This window comes from Verrucomicrobia bacterium S94 (assembly GCA_004299845.1).
Classification (GTDB): Bacteria; Verrucomicrobiota; Kiritimatiellia; order Kiritimatiellales; family Pontiellaceae; genus Pontiella.
Genome location: CP036201.1, coordinates 3234785 through 3254457 on the forward strand (window position 1 = coordinate 3234785; position 19673 = coordinate 3254457).

Below are 19673 nucleotides of genomic sequence, written 5' to 3' on the forward strand. Positions count from 1 at the left end.
GGTCTAAACGTGCGAGAAAGTGCCGGGGGCTAAACGTATGTACCTGTTTGAAATCGATAAACCGAATAACAGTATGCACATCATGCTGGCGGATCATTTTACCGAAGAAGAAGCCCTCGAACTGCTCGAAAAATGCAAAGCCCGCATTGAAGAAGTGAACCCCGAGTACAAAATTCTGTGCGACCTGACGGCACTCGAAACCTTTGAGCACCCCGCAAAAATGATCTACCGCAACATCATGGATCTCTTTAATGCCACCGGTGCCAAAAAGATTATCCGTCTGTTTTCCGATCCGAGACAGACCTTCGGGATGAATATTATGTCGACCTTCCACTATACCGACGATGTCGAAATTGTGAGCACCGATTCGCTGCTCCACGCACTCAAGCATTTGAAATAAACGGCATCCTGTTTGTATTTCCGTCGGTCACTCTCAGGAAAACATGTAGTTCCAACCCATCTTTTCATTCTTTTCAAGTTTCCCTTTCATTCGTAATATCAATGACTTAAGGTCCTCGCCATTTTTAAGGGAGAGCTGACCATGAATGTACATTCCGCCATACAGAGCCACCGCTCCGTGCGGCATTTCGATCCGGACCACACCATGAGTGACCAGGAAATTGAAAAACTCCTGTCGCTCGCACTGCATTCCCCCTCCGCATTCAACATACAGAACTGGCGCTTTGTGATAATGCAGAATGCAGAACTGCGCAGGCAGTTGCGAAAAGTATCCTGGAACCAGCAGCAGGTCACCGACGCCTCCCTGCTGATCATTATCTGCGCCGACCTCAAAGCCTGGAAAAAGGAACCGATCCGCTACTGGAACTCCGCCCCGCTACCCGTGCAGGAATACATCGCCCCCGCAATCCGGCAATATTATTACCAGGAACTTGATCCGGTCCAGCGCGATGAAACCATGCGTTCCTGCGGTATCGCCGCCCAGACCATTATGCTTGCAGCAAAATCAATGGGCTACGATTCCTGCCCCATGGACGGATTCAGTTTTGAAGAAGTCGCTGAAATCATCAACCTGCCCGACGACCACGCCATCTGCATGTTCGTCGCCATCGGCAAAGCCCTGAAAAACCCTGCCCCGAAAAAAAGGATGTCCCTCTCCGAATTCGTCATGAGGAACAGCTTTTGACAAAATCGCACCACCAGCCCTTTCCATCTTCGGAAACGTTCTGCTATGTTGCGCCGATGCAGTCAAAACCCGTCATACAGATGCTTCCGGATCAGGTGATCAATAAGATTGCCGCTGGTGAAGTGGTCGAACGCCCGGCCTCGGTCATGAAGGAATTATTTGAAAATTCGCTCGATGCCGGAGCCACACAGATTGATGTGGAAGTGATTCGCGGCGGGCGGCAGTTAATCTCGATTACAGACAACGGTTGCGGGATGACCCGCGATCAGGCACTGCTATCGATTGAGCGGCACGCCACCAGCAAAATCCGGTCGGAAGCGGATATTGAAAACATCCGGACCATGGGATTCCGCGGTGAGGCCCTCGCGGCGATTTCCTCGGTTTCCCGTTTTACGCTCATTACCCGCCCGGAAGAGGAGCTGGCCGGAACCGAAATTCAGATTGCCGGCGGAAAATTTCTAAGCTGCGAGGATATCGGCTGCCCGGTCGGTACACGCATCGAAATCCGCAATCTTTTCTTTAATGTGCCGGCCCGCCGGAAATTTCTGCGGGCGGAACAGACCGAGCTTTCCCACATTCGTCAACTCTTTCTGGTCATGGCGCTTGCCCATCCGGATATCGGTATGTCGCTGAAGGTGGATGAGCGCATGGTCCATAACCTGCCCATGTCCGGAAAAATGGAAGACCGTATTTCGGAACTCTATAACCATGGATTTTTCGAGCAGCTGCGCGAAATCAGCCATTCGGATTCCGATTATAAAATCTCAGGCTATGCCGGCCTGCCGCAGACCGGACGGAAGGACCGGCAGGATCAGTATATTTTTGTAAACGGGCGCCCGGCTTCGGCGCCGGTGGTTTTCCATGCCCTGAACGAGGCCTACCATGCGCTCGTCACGAAGGGCCGTTATCCCGCCGTCTTTCTTTTCATCGAAATGGAACCTTCGCTGGTTGATGTTAATGTGCACCCTACTAAAAAAGAGGTCCGCTTCCGTAAACCCAATCAGCTGCGCGATGCCATTGTTGAAGCGCTTTCGAAGGCGCTGCGTGTTCAGCATGAAGAATTCAGGGTTCAGGATACGGGATCCCTTATTCCTTCGGACGATGAAAGGATCGATCTTCCTCCCCCTCGCCCCCCACCCCCACTCCCCCTCCGGCTGCCGTTCGCCCGAAGATTGAAACGCAGAAGCAGATGGAGGATATCCTCAGAAAACCGGAACCGCTGCTGGAGCGTAAGGCCGATCGAGTCAGGAGACTGGAAAAACAACGTCCCCGTTGTCCGGGCACGGAGAACCGTGTTCCTCCGGAAAAAACCGCCCCGCTTCCCCTCGCCGGCTGTCGAGGACAAACCTAAATCCCCATGGGGATGGTGTCGGATTGTCGGACAGATCGGCGGAAGTTATGTCGTATTGGAAACGGAAGAAGGCTATGTGCTGATGGAGCCGCGGGCGGCACATGAACGGGTACTGTTTGAAAAGTTTATTCACGCCGCACGTGCCCACGCGGTTCAGAAACAGGGTCTGCTTGCACCCGAAACCGTGGAACTGCTGCCCGCCGATGCGCAGATCGTCCGCTCACATATCGACATTCTGAACGAACTGGGTTTCGGGGTTTCCGATTTCGGCGGCGATACTTTCATGGTGGATGCGCTGCCGGTGTATGTGCAGGATAATCCGGTGGAATCAATGCTGATTGAAATTGCGCGGGCACTGGAAAAAGCCGGTAAAAAACGGGGTGCCCGGGAACTGCTGCAGGAACAGATTGCACAGACCGCCTGCCAGATGGCGGTACGGACTTCGGACCAGCTTTCCGATGCCGCCATTGAAAAACTCGTTGCCGATCTGGCCGGAACTGAAATGCCCTATACATCTCCACGCGGCCGACCCACGCTGATTTTTACCAGTTTTTCGGAACTGGACCGAAAGTTCAGCCGGAATTAATGTTTCCCGAGCTGCCGGAAATTTTTTGCGATTTTATAGCGGTGACGCCCCTCTTCGATCAGGCGTGTAAAATGCTTCCGTGCTTTGGCATAGCGTTCGCGCTCTTCCGGCGTAAAAGCATCGGCATTTTCGATCTTCAGCAGTTCGAACGGATCCTCCGCCATACGAAGCGTGTTGTGCAGCGACCGGATAATGTCATTCGCACGGCGCTGGTACTCTTCGGCCTGCAGAGCAAGCGAAGCCTGGTTTGCCCCGAGAAAACCGAAGAATGAATCGGACGAGTTTGCCGTCATGGTGCGCAGGTTCAACATGGAGAGTACAGCTTTGACGTTTCCCGCCAGAATGTTGAGAAACCGCCCGAATTGTTCGTCGGTATCATTTTCACCGGCTGTACGCCGGATGGAATAGCCGGCATGCTGCCGCGCCACACGCAGCAGAAAGAGAATCTCCTCGTAATCCTCCAGTCTGATTTCCGGACCTGTCGACTGCGGGGCACGCAGCATTTTCGCAGCGTGTTCAAAGTAGACATCGCGCCGTGCCAGGTGCACCGGGCGGTTCTGCTGGAAATGATCGATTGGTTTCACAGTGAAAATCTACCAGAAATCAGCAAAGGTTCGAGGTTAGATTAAGAATTTATCCCATCGGGGTATTTACAGCGGGCACCGCCCGGGCTGTGCCATTGATGATGGCGGCGTAGCAATAAGGCCATCAGCGGCGTCTTTTTTTCTGTTTTCCGTAACGATCATGCCAGAGGTGTTTAAACCACATACGACCGGTGGCCACAATAAGCAGAAGACCGGATATAATGATGGATATCGCAAAAATCAGATTGGCACGGCTGTGTGCGGGCAGATCCCCCGGATCGCGGTGGCCCTCCAGCCAGAACAGCAGTCCCAGAATGAAAACCACAATGGCTCCGATCATCGGAGCCGGTTCAGGCTTCATTTTGAACATCGGTACTTTTCCGCGACTGGGTATCATGAGGCTCTTTCGTTTTACTTAAATTCATCTATTAAGATACGTGAATGGCGAAAAAACAGACAGAATAATAACAAAAAATAGAAACCGCTGATTCTTTTCACCGCGAAGTTCCCGCAAACTGCTTTATTATTTCCACCAGATCCTGCTGTCGAATGGGTTTCGAAATATACGCATCCATACCCTGTTCCATGAATTTCTCGCGATCCCCCTTCATGGCGTGCGCGGTAATGGCCACAATCGGGGTTCTCCGGTCGTCGCCCTCCTGAGCTCGAATCATACCGGTGGCTTTGAGCCCGTCGAGAACCGGCATCTGAATATCCATCAGAATGAGGTCAAACCGGGGGCGCTCTTCAATGGGCATGACCAACCTGAGAAGATCAAGGGCTTCTTTCCCATTTTCAGCCAGCACAATCCGGCATCCCAGTTTCTCGAGCATTGTTTTGAGAACCCGCTGATTAAGTTTATTATCTTCCACCACAAGCACATCGAGATTCAGCCGCTCAGCGGCTTCCGCACGGTCGGCCGCGGCTCCGGATTTCTCCGGCGAAAACTGATCGATATGAGCGGTTATCGTGAAACTGAATTCCGATCCTTCGCCTTTAGCACTGCGCACTGTCAGGCGCCCGCCCAGCTGTTCGACCATCTTCCGGGAAATGGCGAGTCCCAGCCCTGTACCGCCGTAGGCACGTGCATGCGACCCGTCCACCTGAGTAAATTTTCTGAAAATCAGTTGCTGTTCCTCTTCCGATATTCCAATACCCGTATCCGAAACAGAAAACCGAATGGAGCATTCATTCCCGTGGCATTCAACCGGTTCGACCGTGAGTTTTACATGCCCTTCCGAAGTAAACTTGATGGCGTTCCCCAGCAGATTAATCAGAATCTGGCGGATCAATCCCTCGTCGGTGCAGACGTGGTGCAACGATTCTGAACACCTTACAATCAGTTCCAGGCCCTTTTCAGTTGCGGACGGGATAAACAGGGTCTGCAGCTCGCCGATCATTCTGCGGATATCAACGCTGCCGATCATCAGATCAAGCCCTCCCATCTCCACGCGCGACAGATCAAGTATCGAATTGATAATGCGCAGCAGATTGTTGGCGGAGGAAACAATCGTTTCCACATACTCTTTCTGCTCGGAGTTAAGTTCTGTATTCCGAATAAGCTGCGCCATCCCCAGCACACCGTTCATCGGTGTACGGATTTCATGGCTCATATTAGCCAGAAATTCACTCTTGGTCCGATTGGCATTTTCTGCATTTTTCCTGGCCGCTTCAAGTGCTTCAAGCAGACGCTCCTGTTCCGCCCGCTGCCCGGCAAGTTTGGTAACCATCTTATTCATTCCGCGACCGAGAATACCCAACTCATCGGTACTGCGGACGCGCTTGACCCTCGAACTGAGATCACCCTGCTCAATGGCTTCGAGGCATTCCGTAATGCACCGCAGCCGGGGACGCAGTATCCAGTGAGCCAGACCCGCACCCATTACAGAAATAAGCAGAATACTCGCCGTAAAACCGCTGAGAAAAAGGCGCACTACCCACTGTTTACGCCTGTGATTTCGTGCCCCGTCCAATGTGAGATACCAGGTCTTCGCCTGCTCCCCCGGCAGATGCAGAGGAACGGTAATGAAAATCCGGCGCCGGCCATGCTCTTCAGCAATTGCCAGCGTTGAATCATTTTCCCAACGGATCAGTCCCGGATAATTCGTAAACGCAGTGGCGTTTCCCGCTGTAGTCCCCTCCATATCACGGTCATCACTGTAAAGCACATTCCCCTCTTCAGTGGTGATGAAAGACTGAATGACCGAACTTGGAATCATACTGTTCAGCGCCTTCAGATCACGCGCCACTTCAATCGGCAGTTTTCCGGAACGCACAAGCTGCACAGGTACACGGGCATCTTCGAGCAGCTCATTATCGATAAGCATTGAAACCCGCTGAATATAGTAAATACCCAGCCCGAAAAGCAGAGTGGAGGCAGAAAGAAATAGAACCAGACTCTGTTTAAATGCGAGCGATTGAAAGAAATGAAACCGCTTTTCAAGCTGACTGTCTTTAGACATGCTCTCACATTAAATAAAAAACACTTATGCTCAATGTCTAAAACGTCAGATTTTACTGTAAATTTCAGTCCCGAATTTTATCCCAGCCACAGTATTCCGAGCAGAATTCCGCCAACTGTTCCGGCTTAAGGTCTTCCGGATTCCAGCGTTGCGAATCCGCGATATGTTTCCAATCGCTGGAAAGAACATACACAAAAGCCGTATCATCGCCTATGTCTGCTTCAATCCGGTCATATTGATCTCCTTCAAAATCGTCCAGTAATCGGAACTCCTGCATCGTAAGCCCGCAGTAAAGTACCCCCTCTACACAGTCCGCAGACGACGGGACAACCACCGGATAATGCTCTCCCTTCACGCGCAGCCGTCGATAGCCCCTTAGCACCGCCGCTGTTCCGGCTATCCGCCGCCCCGTCACCGACTCCAGAACCTCCGGCCACATCAATGTTCCATAGGCAAACAGATTCATATAGCTCATCCTTAATTGTTAATCGCTGAAAACCCATGTACGTTGATGCGGCCTTTTTAGCAATCCAATTAAGCTTTAACGAATCACGAACGAACAGAACAATGAAAGAGCGTAACCTTCAACCCGACTGCTGGAAATATGAACTGTCCGGAGGTTTTCAGGCCTGGGCGGGAAAAACCGATCGCGACAACGATCTGCTGAGTCTGAAAACCGCTCGCCCGGAAGAACTCTGGTTTCATGTTCACGGCGTACCCGGAAGCCACGTCATTCTCCGCCACCCCGCCGGAGAAAAACCCGGCAATGCCCTTATCCGCCAGGCCGCCGCCATCGCAGCCTGGCACTCCAAAGCCCGCAACGCCGGCAATGTACCCGTAAAATACACCGAAGCCAAACATGTCGGAAAACCCCGCGGCGCCAGACCCGGCAGCGTCACCGTCAAGCGCGAAAAAACCATCAAAGTCCGCCCCGCCCTTCCCCGCGAATAAAGTATATCATCCGTCTTCCACGATCGTGGGAATTGGATGATATACTTTATTCGCGGGCGCCGTCAGACCGCCTTGCCTAAGGTGCCAGCTCGACCTTGATCATGTAGAAACCGTTGGTGTAGCCCGCGCCGGCGGTATCCTCAAAGTTTCCCTCGGTCAGGCCGTTGGTCAGCTCAACAAACGGGGTGCCAGCCAGATCGTCAGTCCAGTAGACCGAGTAGAGGCGGTTACTGACGGCATCCCAGCTCAGGATGGTACCTGAGGCAAAATTGGATGCACTGGAGATGTGGAAATAGTCGAGGGGATCGTTGATGTCTGTGCCGGCAATCAGCTCATCCGCATCGTCCACACCATCTCCATCCGTATCAGAAGAAACGGCATACTCGTAGGCACCCATATCAACAGATGTGCCAACGATTCGGGAGTTGCCGTTCAGATCAACTGCAACCATCACATAAGCATTGCTTCCGACATCAATGCAGGGCGATCCTGCCGATAAACGGTAGTCTCCGGCCGCTGGGTTGATAAAGACCGGAGTATTGGTGATGTTACCGTCCGAACCATGCGTGACATCCGGTGAACAGGTGTTGTATGCGGATACGGAAGTCAGATCATCCGGCGTGATCGTGTTGTAGAAGTTACCGTATACAATACTGTTTCTTACGGTTGCGTCGTACACCCCTCCTCCAGAATAGGAGGAGGTCGTCCGGTTGGAAACTATCGTACAATTGTAGTATTCACCGCGGAAGCCGCCGCCCCCCTGCTGACCGGACACATTGTTCACAATGCGCCGAAACTATTTTATCTTAAAGTATTTTCATGCTGAATGTTATAGAAACCGCATTCATCCATTCATCTGATTCTGCTTACTGTTGATCCAGAGCCGGAAAAACCGGTCAGGAATCACGATGCCGCTTTCCTCTTTGTCGATGATATCCTTTTTCAGCAGCACATCCACCGCCCGCTGGGCATTGGACGAAGACCCGAGCTGATATTTCCGAATAAAATCCGAGGAAAAAACCTGCGTTCCGGCACCTTCAGCCGCCACACCTTTCAGCAGACGGCGGGCATTCCGGGTAAGCGAATCCCAGAGGTTCATAAACGCATAACTTTCACGCTGAAGCAGCAGTTCCGTGGCCTGGGCGATCATCTCTTCACGCACTTCACAGCCCACTTCACAGAGTTCCCACAGCGGATGGCAGAGATGCTGGGTATAAAAGGGATGGCCTTCGGTCAGTTGGCAGATCGCGGAAATCACTTCGGGACTGATCCGCTTGCCGGTCTCGGCAAACTTTCCGGCGATAAAATCCTGCCAGTGATCCTCAGCAATCAAACCGAGCGGATAGTGCGAACCCGAGCGGTACATCGGACGCTGTGAGTCCATGAACATCTGCCGGATCAGGTGTTTGCGGCTGCCGCAGAAAATATAGGCGACATCGGCCTGGTGCTGGATGGAACTGCGCAGCAGCCGTTCCACCGCATCACTTTCATATTCCAGAATCTGCTGAAATTCATCGAAAACAATTACCACACGTCGGCCTGTTTTTTCGGCAGATTTCACCGGCATCGCCAATACCTCTTCAATCAGGGGCATATCCGGACGTTTCTGGTCAAAACTGAAAGTTACCACAGGCTTTCCGTCGTCGTTGGCAGATACCGACGGCACCAGCCGGCTGAAAAAGGTTTTCGCGGTGTGCAGCAGTTTATCCGTCGTCGTGGCCATCGATTCCGAAAAGGCTTTGGCGCAGGTGAGTACAAACGAGGTCTCTCCGTCGGTTGGCCAAAGGTCGATATAAACCGTCAGGTATTTCTCTTCCGGCAGTTCCTTCAGCACCTTCCGGATCAGCGAAGTTTTACCAAGCCGCCGCTCCGAATAGACAAACAGCTTTTCGGCATTTTCCACCGACCGCCGCAAATCGGCGGTCTCCCGGGTCCGGTTACAGAATGATTCGCCGGACACCACACCGCCGTATTGAAAGGGATTTCTCATAGTACGCCTCCTGCGTTACGCAATGTGCGTAATAATGACAACAAAGTCAATTCAGCTTTTCGATGACCGGTGCTGCGCGGAATGACTGTTTTATGATTCCGGATTCTGACTACGCGTTATGCGTTACGCAAATTGCGTATCACACTCGTTTTTTATAATTTCCGATTTAACAGCATCCTCTCCCAGACGGTCCAGCATATGCCCGAGCCGCTCGCGGGGCCGCCCGTTCTCCTTGTAGAACTGCAGGGTTTTATCCACCAGCGCCAATGCCTGCTCTTCGGTTGGAAGGTGCGCGGCAAGCGGAATTCCGAGTCGCGGCCGTTTGCCGAGTGTACCGCCGATCAATACCGTATAGCCCCGGGAAACCGTCTGCCAGGATGCTTTCGGACAACGGACCGCACAGGCGCTGCAGTTGATACACTTTTCTGCGTCGCGAACATACTGTCCCTTTTCGTTGCGGATCGCATCGGCCACACAGAATGCAATACAGGCATCACACCCAACACAGTCCGCGCCGGCCCAGCGGGGAATACGCGTACCCATAATTCCGATATCCGCTTCGCGTGCTTTGCCGCAGTTGTTCGGACAGCCCGTAACGCCGAATTTCACTTTATAAGGCATTTCCATCCGGAAATAGCGTTCATCCAGTTTCGCGGCCACCGATTGGGTATCGATGGATCCAAAACGGCACGATGCCTGCCCCGGACAGGCAATGATAATGCGGACCCGGTTCCCTTCCGCCCCCATTTTCAATCCGGCGGCTTCCAGCACCGCCTGCGCCGCGTCGAGATCTGCACCTTGAACATGATGGATTTCAATCCCCTGCCGCGTGGTCAGATGAACGCCTCCGGTTCCGTATTTTTCCGCAACAACGGAAACCGCCTGCAGCTGCGCCGCAGTCAGATTTCCGCCAACCGCCCGTAACCGAAGCGCAAAGATCCCCTTCTGTTTCTGCCGAATAGCGCAGCGGTATTTCTTTTCCATCGTCATTTCCTTTCGCAAAGCCGGAGGTTGTAGACCCGATACACCGGCTTTTCCAGTAAACAGCCAGCCATTTGCTCATTTTATATTTTATTTCAATTGCAGGGTTGACTTTAGTTCGGCGTCGAACTATTAATACGCCTCATGACAGAGAAACCACATATCAATGGAATTATGGCGCAGATCGGCCGCATTCGGGAGCACGCCGCCCTGTTTATTGAACAGGGCCTGAAAGAAGAGAACATCAAAGGCATTCTCTCCGCGCACGGCATCGTCCTCTTTTTTCTCTTCCAGCAGCAGCACCCCGTTGCCATGAAGGAGATTGTCGAAAAAACCGGCCGCGTAAAATCCACCGTCACGGGCATGATCAATACACTGGAACACCACGGTTATGTGGAAAAATTCCGAAGTCCGGAAGACAGGCGCGTAATACTGGTTCAGCTCACGGAAAAAGGCCGGGAAATCCGCCCCGCCTTTGAACGCATATCAACCGGAATGCTGGAAAAACTCTATGGCGATATGCCGCAGACCGACCGGGAAAAGCTGATCGAACTGCTCTCACAGATTCTGGATAATCTGAAAAATACCTGAAAAACACGTCACATCCCCGAGCATAAACCAATACTAATTGTTCGGCCACGAACTTTTTAAACCAAACAGAACAGGAGCAAAAAAATGAAGATACTCGTTACAGGAGCAACCGGAAACCTCGGTCGTGCAGTTGTTGAAGCACTGAAATCCGAAAATATCACCGTCAAAGCCGGAGCGCGGAATCCCGAAAAGCTGAATACCGGAACGGAAACCGTCCGCTTCGATTTTAATGATTCGGAAACCTTCGCCCCGGCACTCGAAAGCGTCGATGCCGTTTTCCTACAGGCTCCACCGATGGATCCGGCGTCGCCCGAACTGCTTAAACCCTTTATCGAACGGGCCGCTGCATACGGCATAAAGCATATCGTATTCAACTCCGCTCTCGGCGCAGATGCAAACGAAGAATCTCCGTTGCGCCGTGTGGAACGCATCCTTATGGATTCCGGTGTGCCTTACACAATTACCCGCCCTAATTTCTTCATGGAAAACTTTTCCACCGGATTTATTGCGCCGATGATCGTACAGGCCAGTGCCTTTTTCCTGGCAGCGGACGATGCAAAAACCAGTTTTATTTCCGTAGAGGACATTGCCGCCGTCGCTGCCTCCGCTTTTGCACAGGGACTGACCGACCAAGCCTACAATCTGACCGGCCCGCGCGCCCTTGACCGCACCGAAGCGGCGGCACTCATCAGCGAAGCCGCCGGAAAAACGATTACCTATAAGGCCATTACGGAAGAAACGATGCTGCAGGGGGCACGTGATAACGGCATGCCCGAAGGTCATGTACAGTTTCTTGCTGCACTCTATCAGGCGGTCCGCAACGGCTGGACCGAACCGACGACGTCCGACGTGGAACAGGTCCTTGGCCGACCGCCGGTCAGCTTCGAGGAATTCGTCCGGAAAAATTCCAATGCCTGGAAATGATCAGACCGCACCGGAGACGGCGGCCTCGCTGTACGGACGCCGTCTCTCCGCTCAGGAAAGGAGATCTGAAATGACAAATAAATTAAAACAGGGAACCCTGCTGTCCGTTTTTATACTGTCTGCCTATGCCGCATTCGGAGGCACCCAGGTCGACCCTCAGATGGCACGGGATCTGTTGCATAGTCAGAACAAACAATTCGAGCAGCAGATTGTGAAGGTGGCCGACAACGTATTTACAGCCGTTGGATTCCACGGCGCCAACACTTCAATGATTGTCGGCAACGACGGGGTGATTATCATCGACACCCTCAAAGGACCGGCCAGCGCGGCGAAAGCCCTGAAAGCGTTCCGGGCATACAGCGATAAACCGGTCAAGGCCATTATCTATACCCATAGTCATGGTGACCATATCGGCGGGGCAGCCGCTTTTATGAAAAACGGCACGCCGGATATCTATGCCACCGCAGGTTTCGGTTCCGCCGAGGGCGGCATCAACAAAGATGTGAATCCGGTCAAGGGTAAACGGAATATCCGCCAGTTTGGGCGCAACTTGCCGCCGAAAGAACAGACCAACCGCGGTGTGGCCCCGGCCGGCACGGAAGATCACGACGGCGGCGAAGGTTTTGTGCCCCCAACCGTTCGGATTTCCGAGGATGGCTATAAAACGGTGATCGCAGGCGTTGAACTCGAGTTCTACCTCAGCCCGGGCGAGACCGACGATGCGCTGTTTGTCTGGATGCCGAACGAGAAAGTACTTTTTGCGGGTGATAATTTTTACCACTCCTTCCCCAACCTGTATGCCATTCGCGGCACCGTTTACCGGGATGTGCTGGACTGGTCCGACAGCGTTGCAAAAATGGCGACATTTAAACCGCAGCGTTTGGTTCCGGGGCACACCATGCCGATGCTTGATCCGGTTGCCGCAACTGCTGCATTGAAAAATTACAGTGAAGCCATCCGCAGTGTGTATGACCAGACGGTAGAAGGGATCAATGCGGGCAAAAGTCCTGATCAAATTGCGCATGAAGTAAAACTGCCGGCGCATTTGAAAGATCAATCCTATCTCATCGAGTTCTACGGTACCGTGCCGCATGCCGTTCGTGCCATTTATGCCGGCCTGCTCGGTTGGTTTGATGGCAATCCGACCACGCTCAATCCGCTCGAACCTCGTATTAAAGCCCGAAAAACGGCCGATCTTGCCGGTGGTACGCAATCGCTTACCAAACAGATGGAAGCCGCGCTGACGGCGGGCGATTACCAATGGGCACTCGAACTTTCCGACCATTTAAAATGGCTGGAGGATGGCGACCGGCAACTTGCCCGGAAAACAAAAATAACGGCACTGCGTGCGCTGGCGGAGAGGGAATACAACGCCCCAAACCGGAACTATTACCTGAGCTACGCCAATGAACTCGAATCCGGCGAACTGAGCGGAATCTGGTTTTAAACCCAAACCGTGTTCACCACACCTCCGCCCGGTGAGGGCACCGGGCCTACAACCGAACCCTTCGTGCCGGCTTCACCATTCCGGCAATCCCCCAAACCAAACCCGCCAACGCTGTAGGGGCGCCTGCACACACGACCCCAACAAACTTGAATCCGGCGAACAGAGCAAAGTATGGTTTTAATTTCGAACGGATCGGGTAATACCGCGTCTGAAGAAACTCGCCTGATGCAGTAAGATGCGGATTCTGTTCTGCAGGGATAAAATGGAGAAGGATATATGAAATCAAGAGCGCTGGTATCACTGTTTATTGCACTGATGTTTATCGGGATGGCCGTAACCGGCGTGTTGAGCTATATATGGAAATATAACCAGCGCCTCTCCGCCTTCCACGTGATCTTCAGTTTTTCATTTCTGGTGCTGGCGCTCTTTCATATTTTCAACAACTTCAAACCCCTGAAAAACTACGCCACCAAAAAGAAAACCCGATTTCTGCTACCGGTGCTGCTGGGCGTGGTCGCCGTTTATATCGTCGGGATCGCCTATTCCCTCTTCCCCTTTAAACAGATTGTAGGCTTCGGAAAATCATTGCGGAAGCAGGATGAAATCCGGAAAAAAACGGAATATGTCATCACCACAAAATCAGAGACCGACGGCCGTACTATAACCATCGACTTCCGGGCCGGACCGGAATACCGCTCGCAAACCACACGCCCCGACGGCGTAGTCATCACCTCCATTCCACAAGTCGCCGTCTGGCTGGAGGATGCCGACGGCACCTATCTGGAAACCCTGTATGTCTCCGGAAAATCAGCCACCGGAAACTACAGCGGCGGCAAAAACCGCCGGCCTGGTGCCCTGCCGGTCTGGAGCCATGCGCGCGGGATAAAATCGGCCGACGGCCTTTATATGCCCGATGCCGGCTCCGCCGTGGTCGACGGCCTCTCCGCCGCCACTCCCCTCACCAGTTTTTCGCTGCATTCCAAATATCCCGAAAAAAAGAACCTGAAACTGCTGGTTGAAGTGAACAAATCCTTTGACGACAACGAGTACTTCAATAAAGAAAACATCACTGATGACCCCGTTTACCTGAAAAATCCGAACGGACAGCCCTCTCTCGTCTATACCGCCGAACTGAACACAGAACCCTCCGTAGTACTCGCCAAACTCGTAGGGCACGGCCATATCTCGGGTGCTGACGGCGAAATCAACCCCGACCTTTCCAACATCACCACCGCCCGCCACATGTTCAAAGGCATCGTTATCGAAACCGAATAACCGGCGCCGGCACCGGGCCTGCAGCACGGCATCGTCATCGAAACCGGTTGACCGGGAAGGGCATAAGGAATTACCCTTCACCTTTATTTTCATGGAGGATGCATCATGGTCGTTTCATTTAAGCTTATTCGGAAAATCGGTAAAATGCTGCGCGGCGGCGCGGGGAAACGGGAAATTTTTCTCGGGGCGTTTCTGGGCGTGCTGATCGGGTTCAATCCGACGTTCAGCCTGACGCTGCTGCTGGCGGTTCTGATTACGTTGCTGTTAAACGCCAATGTAGGTTTTGCGCTGCTCGGTGTGGCCGTGGGTAAAATTCTGGGCTTTTCACTTTCTGTCATCACCTTCCACACCGGCTTTTTCATGATCCACAGCATGGGGCTCGAAGGCCTTTTCACCAAACTGGCCAATACGCCGGTGCTGGCCCTGATGGATCTGAATGTCTATTCCATGATCGGCAGTCTTCCCTTTGCACTGATTACCGGGATTGTTTTCGGTAAATTCATGGCGGCCACGGTCACAAAAATCCGTGAACAGATGGTGAAAGCCGCCGAACATGAAAAGGTCGGCAAAGCGGTCGGTAATAAATTTTCCCGTTTCCTGATGTGGCTCGCTTTCGGCAAACAGAAGGTTGCCATGTCGGATGTTCTGGCCAAGGAATCCCCGCTCTTCCGCAAATCCGGTATCATTCTGGTGGCGGTGGTGCTGGTCGTCAGTCTGCTGATGGATCTGCTGTTCGCCAATATGCTTGTTAAAAAAGCAATCCGGACGGCCATCGTGAAACAGACCGGTGCGCAGGTGGATATTGAAAAGGCGCACTTCAGTCTCGGCAGCGGTAAAGTCGGCATCGAAAACCTGCAGGTAACCGATCCGGAAAAACCGACGCACAACCTTGTTCAAATCCATCAGATGGTTGCCGATCTCAGCGTCAGCGATCTGCTGCGCCGCACCTATACCGTTGATCTGCTCGCCGGCTCAATCCTTAAATTCGACGTAGAACGCGAATCACCCGGCAGAGTTTTTGACATTCCGGGGGATCAGCCGACCGAAGAGGAGGAACCCCGGGAAGAGGAGCAGGTGGACGGCAAAACCCTCGACGACTATCTGGCTCAGGCCGAAAAGTGGAAGGGATACGGCGAAAAGGTATATGAATACCTGAAAAAAGCCGGTGAGCTCTATTCCGGCGAAACCGAAAAAAAAGCAGCAAAGGCCGACAAACGTGCCGCAGTGGACGAAGCCCGGAAAATCGGCTATCTGAAAGCGGCAGCCGACCTCGTGACCGACCACCCCAAACTGACGATCCGTAAAATCGAGATCGATCAGGTTGAACTCGGACCCGGCTATCCGCTCCAGAAGCTGGAAGGTACCGAAGTCTCCAGCCATCCGGGACTCAATGCCAAACCGACCATGCTGCGGCTGGTTCCCGAAGACGGCTCCGAACCCATGGCCGAAGTGACCCTGCATTTCGAAGCCCCGAACCTGATGCATACGCTCATGGCCCATGTGAAAAACATCGATATTGCCGACGTGGTGAAAACCGGGGATAAACTGAATATTGAAGAAGGGAAAGCCGATCTGTCGCTTAATGGTGAATTCTCAGCCGCAAATCTCGACCTTCCGTTCAGCCTGACGGTTCACGATCTGAAAACGGACAACGACATCCTCAACAGCCTCGGCAAACTGGAAATCCCCGGCAAGCTCTACGGCTCCCTGCTCCTGCCGCGGGTGAAGGTTGAATTCGACGAAAACCTGAAAGAGGCCGCTGTCGACGCCGCCAAGGAAAAGGCTAAAGCCGAGGTGAAAAAAGAGGCTGAAAAGCAACTCAACAAAGCCCTCGAATCCGACGGAGCCAAAGAGTTTAAGGATAAATTAAAAGGCATCTTCTAATGGCCGACTCCGTCTATCGCCACCAGTCTGTACTGGTTATATTACCGGACCGGATGGCGAACTGGATTGGTTGATGAATTTTACGAATCCTGAAAAATCGGATTTCGGCTTTGCTAAATTCATCCAATAGATCGATGCGTTGCATCCAGAGAAAGAAAACCTAACCCGGAAGGACTCTCACTAGATTCTATCCAACGTATGGGGACAGGTCAGGTATTCGAGCTCGTTAAAAATGAAGATTTAAAAAAAAACAGCATCATCGAAACAACCTATAAAGGACGAAACATGGACATTAATCCCGAACAACTCATCGTCTTACTTCTCATCGGAGGTTCCGCCGGATGGCTGGCCGGTCTGATTCTGAAGGGCCGCGGCCTGGGCCTGATCGGCAATATCATTGTCGGCGTAATCGGCGCATTCCTCGGCACCTGGCTGTTCAACGTGATCGGCATCCATATTGACGGGAAGTGGCTTGAGCCGCTCGTCGCATCGCTGGTGGGCTCATTAATTCTTCTTTTTACCGCAAGCCTGATTTCAAAAAAGTAAGCCGTGACGACGCTGCCTAAAAGTGTTCGGGCCTGGGACTCCTGCGATTTTGATACCATCTTCAAAGCCGAACTTCCAACACTTGAAAACGCGTTGCCGCTGCAGCAGGGACTGAGCTCGGGCAGTTTCGCGGTTGCGGATTCGGTCGAAGTGATGATCATCAGCCAGTCGTCGGATGAAGAGTTTATTCAGGTGAAGGTGGGATTATTTTATGAATCATTAACGCCGGGTTGCGCGTGCGCCGGCGACCCCACGATGGAAAGCGAACAAAACGAGCACGTCACCGTGCTCGTTTCGATTAACCGGAAAACCGCCGAAGCGGTTTTCCAATGTCTGGAAGATTAGGCTAAAGCCCGCAGGTTTTCAGGGCATCGGCATGATGCGCCACCCGAATGACGGCAATCGGTTCATTCAACTTCGTCGACACCGAAAATTCCGGTCGGCGCATATTCGTGTGTTTCGAAAAATGGCCGACATTCGGATCGACTCTGATTGCTTTCTGCAGTTCGCCGTCTGCATTCATGAATTCAATGTCCACGTGCCCCGCTAAACGGACTGTACTGCGCGCCGGGCGCAGGGTTCCGGTCACGGTTATTCCGGATGCGGTATTCGATACACGGACGTTGGTAATGCGAACCTCGCTGCTGGATTTCACTTCCAGCGCGGTTTCACCTGTTTTCATGGTGCTGCATCCACACAGGATCAGCGTTGCTGCGGTAACAGCGGAAAATACCGTTTTCATAATTTCTCTCCTGATTCAATTTCGGTTTCTGATGGCGGGATTCCGGAATCCGGAAATCAGGTCAGCAGCCGCACGGTTTTGAGTTCCGAGAGCACGTCATGAAGAACCGGCCGGCACGGCATGTGTAGGGCCGTGACAGCGAATACCGTAAAAAGCGGTTTCGGCGGGCAGGGACGGTATACGGAAACGGAAGAAAAAGTCCGCTCTTTTTCCACATCAAGGTCTTTGGGGCATACCGTTTTTTCACAGGCATGGCCACAGCATGAAAGCTCCGGAAGCACAATAGTTTCATCGTTGTGCTCCGTATGCCCGTCTGCATGCGTACAGCAGGGCATTGCCGCGAAAAACAGCCCCACCAGAACCAGAATGTGTTTAATGCGTTTCATGTTCAATGCGTGTAGATTAATACCATTTACTAAAACATTCCGGTCTTAATGACAGCGTTATTCCGCGCAGAGACGCTGAGAGCGCGAAGCCGTTTATGTCTGAATTTCTCTGCGGCCTCAGCGCCTTTGCGCGGGATCAGATTTATGCCGGATAGTTTTAACGTTTGGTATAAACCACTGGTTCAAAGTTGAAAAAATAAAAACCGCCCTGCAGTGTACAGGACGGTTTAGCAAACCGAATTCGGACGGTTTAGTCTTCGATGACGGAAAAGTCGTCTTTACCGACGCCGCATTCCGGGCATTCCCAATCGTCAGGAATATCTTCAAATGCAGTTCCCGGTGCGATTCCGCTGTCCGGGTCACCAACCTCCGGATCGTAGATCCAACCGCACACATCACAGATATATTTCTTCATGCTTTATACTCCTTGGTTCAAAATCGGCCTGAATATCCCCATCTTTTCCGTAGGCCGCAAGGCGATTCTCTCTGGAAATTCAACCCTGCGGCCAATGCTGCCTAATCCTCTTTCTTCTCGAAGAGATCTTTAGGAACATGGCAGAGCGGACAGGTTTCCGGCGGCTCTTCGCCTTCGTGAACGTGCCCGCAGACGGTACATACCCATTTCATTCATGAACTCCTTAATCTTTATACTGCTCGGCATATTTGCCTAATTCGCGCCCCGCTTCACGACAAATTTCAAGGAGTTCGGGGGTTGGAACATACTGCGAACGGATCGGTTCGCGCATGAGTTCGATTTTCATATCCTTCATGCGGTCTTCCACTTCGGAAGCCCCGCCGCGTTTCGACCAGCCGTAGGAACCGAAAGCAAAGCCTTTTTTGTTGGTCGGGCGCAAGCCGCCGAGATAGCAGAGCAGACCGGCCATATTGGGCATCAGTGTATTGTTGAGTGTAGAAGAACCGATGGCGACAGCGGCAGCATCGAGCACCTCGGTGGCAATGGTGGTGGAGTGTGTGGCATCCACACTGTAAAAACGCGCCTCCACTTCATACTCCTGCACTCCTTCCAGAATGGCCTCCGCCATTTTGCGGGTAGCTCCCCACATGGTGGCAAACATCACAATCACTTTCGGCTCCGGCTTACAGACGACCCATTTCCGATAAGACTCCAGTACTTCCTTAATATGGCTGCGCCAGATCACGCCGTGACTCGGGGCTATCATTTCAATCTCCAGCTCGGCGGCTTTATCCAGTGTCTGGGCAATCGGGCGGCCGTAAAGCATTACGATATTGGCATAATAGGCTTTCGCTTCCTGCAGAATCACATCCAGCGGTTCTTCATCGTCGAAACGGAAGGCCGTCGCAAAATGCTGCCCGAAAGCATCCATGGAAAAGAGCAGTTTTTCTTCGGACACATACGTAAACATCGATTCCGGCCAGTGCACCATCGGCGTATTGATGAAGCTCAGTGAACGTTTTCCCAGCGGAATTGTATCGCCGTCATTAACCACCTGCCATTTCCATTCCGCAGTATCATAATGTTTCTCCAGCGCATCTTTACATTTTGCATTGCAGACCATCACGGCATTCGGACAGGCCTTCATCAGGTCCGGAAGACTTCCGGAATGATCGGGTTCGGCATGATTGCAGACAATATATTTGATGGTATCGAGACCGACCCGGTCGGCGATGCGTTTAACCTGGTAATCGGCATACTGCCCCTTCACGCCGTCGATCACCGCATTGTATTCATCTTCAATCAGATAAGCGTTATAGGTGGAACCGCTTTCGGTTTTATAGCCGTGGAAATCACGGACCGTCCAATCGATATAGCCCACCCAGTTGATGCCTTCGCGTAGTTCGGTATTCAT

General features: G+C 52.5%; 22 protein-coding genes. 11 read left to right on the forward strand and 11 right to left on the reverse strand.

Annotation, left to right across the window (positions count from 1 at the left end; translation table 11 throughout):
- Positions 1-37 precede the first annotated feature (37 nt).
- The 3 genes from EGM51_14215 to mutL all read left to right on the forward strand — a co-directional run bounded on the left by EGM51_14215 (position 38) and on the right by mutL (position 3081).
- On the forward strand, positions 38-400 hold the full coding sequence (locus tag EGM51_14215; protein ID QBG48497.1) for a hypothetical protein: 363 nt from the start codon (positions 38-40) through the stop codon (positions 398-400).
- A 141-nt stretch (positions 401-541) separates the two neighbouring features.
- Positions 542-1144, forward strand: coding sequence for a nitroreductase family protein (locus EGM51_14220; GenBank protein ID QBG48498.1), 603 nt, complete (start codon positions 542-544; stop codon positions 1142-1144).
- A complete protein-coding gene (mutL, locus tag EGM51_14225) occupies positions 1141-3081 on the forward strand; it encodes a DNA mismatch repair endonuclease MutL (GenBank protein QBG48499.1) in 1941 nt (646 codons plus the stop codon). The genes EGM51_14220 and mutL overlap by 4 nt, the downstream gene beginning before the upstream one ends.
- Here mutL and EGM51_14230 read toward each other — a convergent pair.
- From EGM51_14230 to EGM51_14245, 4 genes are all read right to left on the reverse strand, one after another.
- Positions 3078-3665, reverse strand: coding sequence for a hypothetical protein (locus EGM51_14230; GenBank protein ID QBG48500.1), 588 nt, complete (start codon positions 3663-3665; stop codon positions 3078-3080). The genes mutL and EGM51_14230 overlap by 4 nt on opposite strands.
- A gap of 124 nt (positions 3666-3789) precedes the next feature.
- Positions 3790-4026, reverse strand: coding sequence for a hypothetical protein (locus EGM51_14235; GenBank protein QBG48501.1), 237 nt, complete (start codon positions 4024-4026; stop codon positions 3790-3792).
- A gap of 133 nt (positions 4027-4159) precedes the next feature.
- On the reverse strand, positions 4160-6127 hold the full coding sequence (locus EGM51_14240; protein ID QBG48502.1) for a response regulator: 1968 nt from the start codon (positions 6125-6127) through the stop codon (positions 4160-4162).
- A 64-nt stretch (positions 6128-6191) separates the two neighbouring features.
- Positions 6192-6602 (reverse strand): gamma-glutamylcyclotransferase, encoded by a 411-nt coding sequence (locus EGM51_14245; protein ID QBG48503.1) that lies wholly within the window; start codon positions 6600-6602, stop codon positions 6192-6194.
- Between the two features lie 92 nt (positions 6603-6694).
- On the opposite strand from EGM51_14245, the gene EGM51_14250 reads away from it, so the two are divergent.
- The gene (locus EGM51_14250) at positions 6695-7078 is read left to right on the forward strand and encodes a DUF814 domain-containing protein (protein ID QBG48504.1); all 384 of its coding nucleotides are present in this window, start codon (positions 6695-6697) and stop codon (positions 7076-7078) included.
- Positions 7079-7154: 76 nt separating this feature from the next.
- Here the strand turns inward: EGM51_14250 and EGM51_14255 are convergent, their stop codons facing one another.
- From EGM51_14255 to EGM51_14265, 3 genes are all read right to left on the reverse strand, one after another.
- Positions 7155-7862 (reverse strand): hypothetical protein, encoded by a 708-nt coding sequence (locus tag EGM51_14255; GenBank protein ID QBG48505.1) that lies wholly within the window; start codon positions 7860-7862, stop codon positions 7155-7157.
- A gap of 60 nt (positions 7863-7922) precedes the next feature.
- Entirely contained in the window at positions 7923-9068 is a 1146-nt protein-coding gene (locus EGM51_14260; GenBank protein QBG48506.1) for an ATP-binding protein, read from the reverse strand.
- A 123-nt stretch (positions 9069-9191) separates the two neighbouring features.
- A complete protein-coding gene (locus tag EGM51_14265) occupies positions 9192-10058 on the reverse strand; it encodes a sulfite reductase subunit beta (protein ID QBG48507.1) in 867 nt (288 codons plus the stop codon).
- Between the two features lie 135 nt (positions 10059-10193).
- Here EGM51_14265 and EGM51_14270 point away from each other — a divergent pair, with 135 nt between their 5' ends.
- The 7 genes from EGM51_14270 (at position 10194) to EGM51_14300 (ending at position 17061) form a co-directional block, all read left to right on the forward strand.
- The gene (locus tag EGM51_14270; GenBank protein ID QBG48508.1) at positions 10194-10640 is read left to right on the forward strand and encodes a MarR family transcriptional regulator; all 447 of its coding nucleotides are present in this window, start codon (positions 10194-10196) and stop codon (positions 10638-10640) included.
- Positions 10641-10724: 84 nt separating this feature from the next.
- The gene (locus EGM51_14275) at positions 10725-11564 is read left to right on the forward strand and encodes an SDR family oxidoreductase (GenBank protein QBG48509.1); all 840 of its coding nucleotides are present in this window, start codon (positions 10725-10727) and stop codon (positions 11562-11564) included.
- A 70-nt stretch (positions 11565-11634) separates the two neighbouring features.
- Entirely contained in the window at positions 11635-13011 is a 1377-nt protein-coding gene (locus EGM51_14280; GenBank protein QBG48510.1) for an alkyl/aryl-sulfatase, read from the forward strand.
- A 276-nt stretch (positions 13012-13287) separates the two neighbouring features.
- Entirely contained in the window at positions 13288-14286 is a 999-nt protein-coding gene (locus EGM51_14285) for a hypothetical protein (protein QBG48511.1), read from the forward strand.
- 105 nt (positions 14287-14391) lie between these two features.
- Complete coding sequence (locus EGM51_14290) at positions 14392-16170, forward strand: DUF2062 domain-containing protein (GenBank protein QBG48512.1); 1779 nt, start codon at positions 14392-14394, stop codon at positions 16168-16170.
- 285 nt (positions 16171-16455) lie between these two features.
- A complete protein-coding gene (locus EGM51_14295) occupies positions 16456-16716 on the forward strand; it encodes a GlsB/YeaQ/YmgE family stress response membrane protein (GenBank protein QBG48513.1) in 261 nt (86 codons plus the stop codon).
- Between the two features lie 3 nt (positions 16717-16719).
- The gene (locus EGM51_14300; protein QBG48514.1) at positions 16720-17061 is read left to right on the forward strand and encodes a hypothetical protein; all 342 of its coding nucleotides are present in this window, start codon (positions 16720-16722) and stop codon (positions 17059-17061) included.
- A gap of 1 nt (position 17062) precedes the next feature.
- Here EGM51_14300 and EGM51_14305 read toward each other — a convergent pair whose 3' ends face one another.
- The 4 genes from EGM51_14305 to EGM51_14320 form a co-directional block, all read right to left on the reverse strand.
- A complete protein-coding gene (locus tag EGM51_14305; GenBank protein QBG48515.1) occupies positions 17063-17458 on the reverse strand; it encodes a hypothetical protein in 396 nt (131 codons plus the stop codon).
- Between the two features lie 56 nt (positions 17459-17514).
- Entirely contained in the window at positions 17515-17844 is a 330-nt protein-coding gene (locus EGM51_14310) for a hypothetical protein (GenBank protein ID QBG48516.1), read from the reverse strand.
- A gap of 250 nt (positions 17845-18094) precedes the next feature.
- Positions 18095-18259 (reverse strand): rubredoxin, encoded by a 165-nt coding sequence (locus EGM51_14315; protein QBG48517.1) that lies wholly within the window; start codon positions 18257-18259, stop codon positions 18095-18097.
- A gap of 223 nt (positions 18260-18482) precedes the next feature.
- Complete coding sequence (locus EGM51_14320) at positions 18483-19673, reverse strand: FprA family A-type flavoprotein (protein QBG48518.1); 1191 nt, start codon at positions 19671-19673, stop codon at positions 18483-18485.

Coding starts and splice junctions, on each gene's coding strand:
- EGM51_14215 (QBG48497.1), top strand. CDS start 38: ATGTACCTGTTTGAAATCGATAAACCGAATAACAGTATGCACATCATG.
- EGM51_14220 (QBG48498.1), top strand. CDS start 542: ATGAATGTACATTCCGCCATACAGAGCCACCGCTCCGTGCGGCATTTC.
- EGM51_14235 (QBG48501.1), bottom strand. CDS start 4,026: ATGAAGCCTGAACCGGCTCCGATGATCGGAGCCATTGTGGTTTTCATT.
- EGM51_14240 (QBG48502.1), bottom strand. CDS start 6,127: ATGTCTAAAGACAGTCAGCTTGAAAAGCGGTTTCATTTCTTTCAATCG.
- EGM51_14245 (QBG48503.1), bottom strand. CDS start 6,602: ATGAGCTATATGAATCTGTTTGCCTATGGAACATTGATGTGGCCGGAG.
- EGM51_14250 (QBG48504.1), top strand. CDS start 6,695: ATGAAAGAGCGTAACCTTCAACCCGACTGCTGGAAATATGAACTGTCC.
- EGM51_14260 (QBG48506.1), bottom strand. CDS start 9,068: ATGAGAAATCCCTTTCAATACGGCGGTGTGGTGTCCGGCGAATCATTC.
- EGM51_14265 (QBG48507.1), bottom strand. CDS start 10,058: ATGACGATGGAAAAGAAATACCGCTGCGCTATTCGGCAGAAACAGAAG.
- EGM51_14270 (QBG48508.1), top strand. CDS start 10,194: ATGACAGAGAAACCACATATCAATGGAATTATGGCGCAGATCGGCCGC.
- EGM51_14275 (QBG48509.1), top strand. CDS start 10,725: ATGAAGATACTCGTTACAGGAGCAACCGGAAACCTCGGTCGTGCAGTT.
- EGM51_14280 (QBG48510.1), top strand. CDS start 11,635: ATGACAAATAAATTAAAACAGGGAACCCTGCTGTCCGTTTTTATACTG.
- EGM51_14285 (QBG48511.1), top strand. CDS start 13,288: ATGAAATCAAGAGCGCTGGTATCACTGTTTATTGCACTGATGTTTATC.
- EGM51_14290 (QBG48512.1), top strand. CDS start 14,392: ATGGTCGTTTCATTTAAGCTTATTCGGAAAATCGGTAAAATGCTGCGC.
- EGM51_14295 (QBG48513.1), top strand. CDS start 16,456: ATGGACATTAATCCCGAACAACTCATCGTCTTACTTCTCATCGGAGGT.
- EGM51_14305 (QBG48515.1), bottom strand. CDS start 17,458: ATGAAAACGGTATTTTCCGCTGTTACCGCAGCAACGCTGATCCTGTGT.
- EGM51_14310 (QBG48516.1), bottom strand. CDS start 17,844: ATGAAACGCATTAAACACATTCTGGTTCTGGTGGGGCTGTTTTTCGCG.
- EGM51_14315 (QBG48517.1), bottom strand. CDS start 18,259: ATGAAGAAATATATCTGTGATGTGTGCGGTTGGATCTACGATCCGGAG.
- EGM51_14320 (QBG48518.1), bottom strand. CDS start 19,673: ATGAATACCGAACTACGCGAAGGCATCAACTGGGTGGGCTATATCGAT.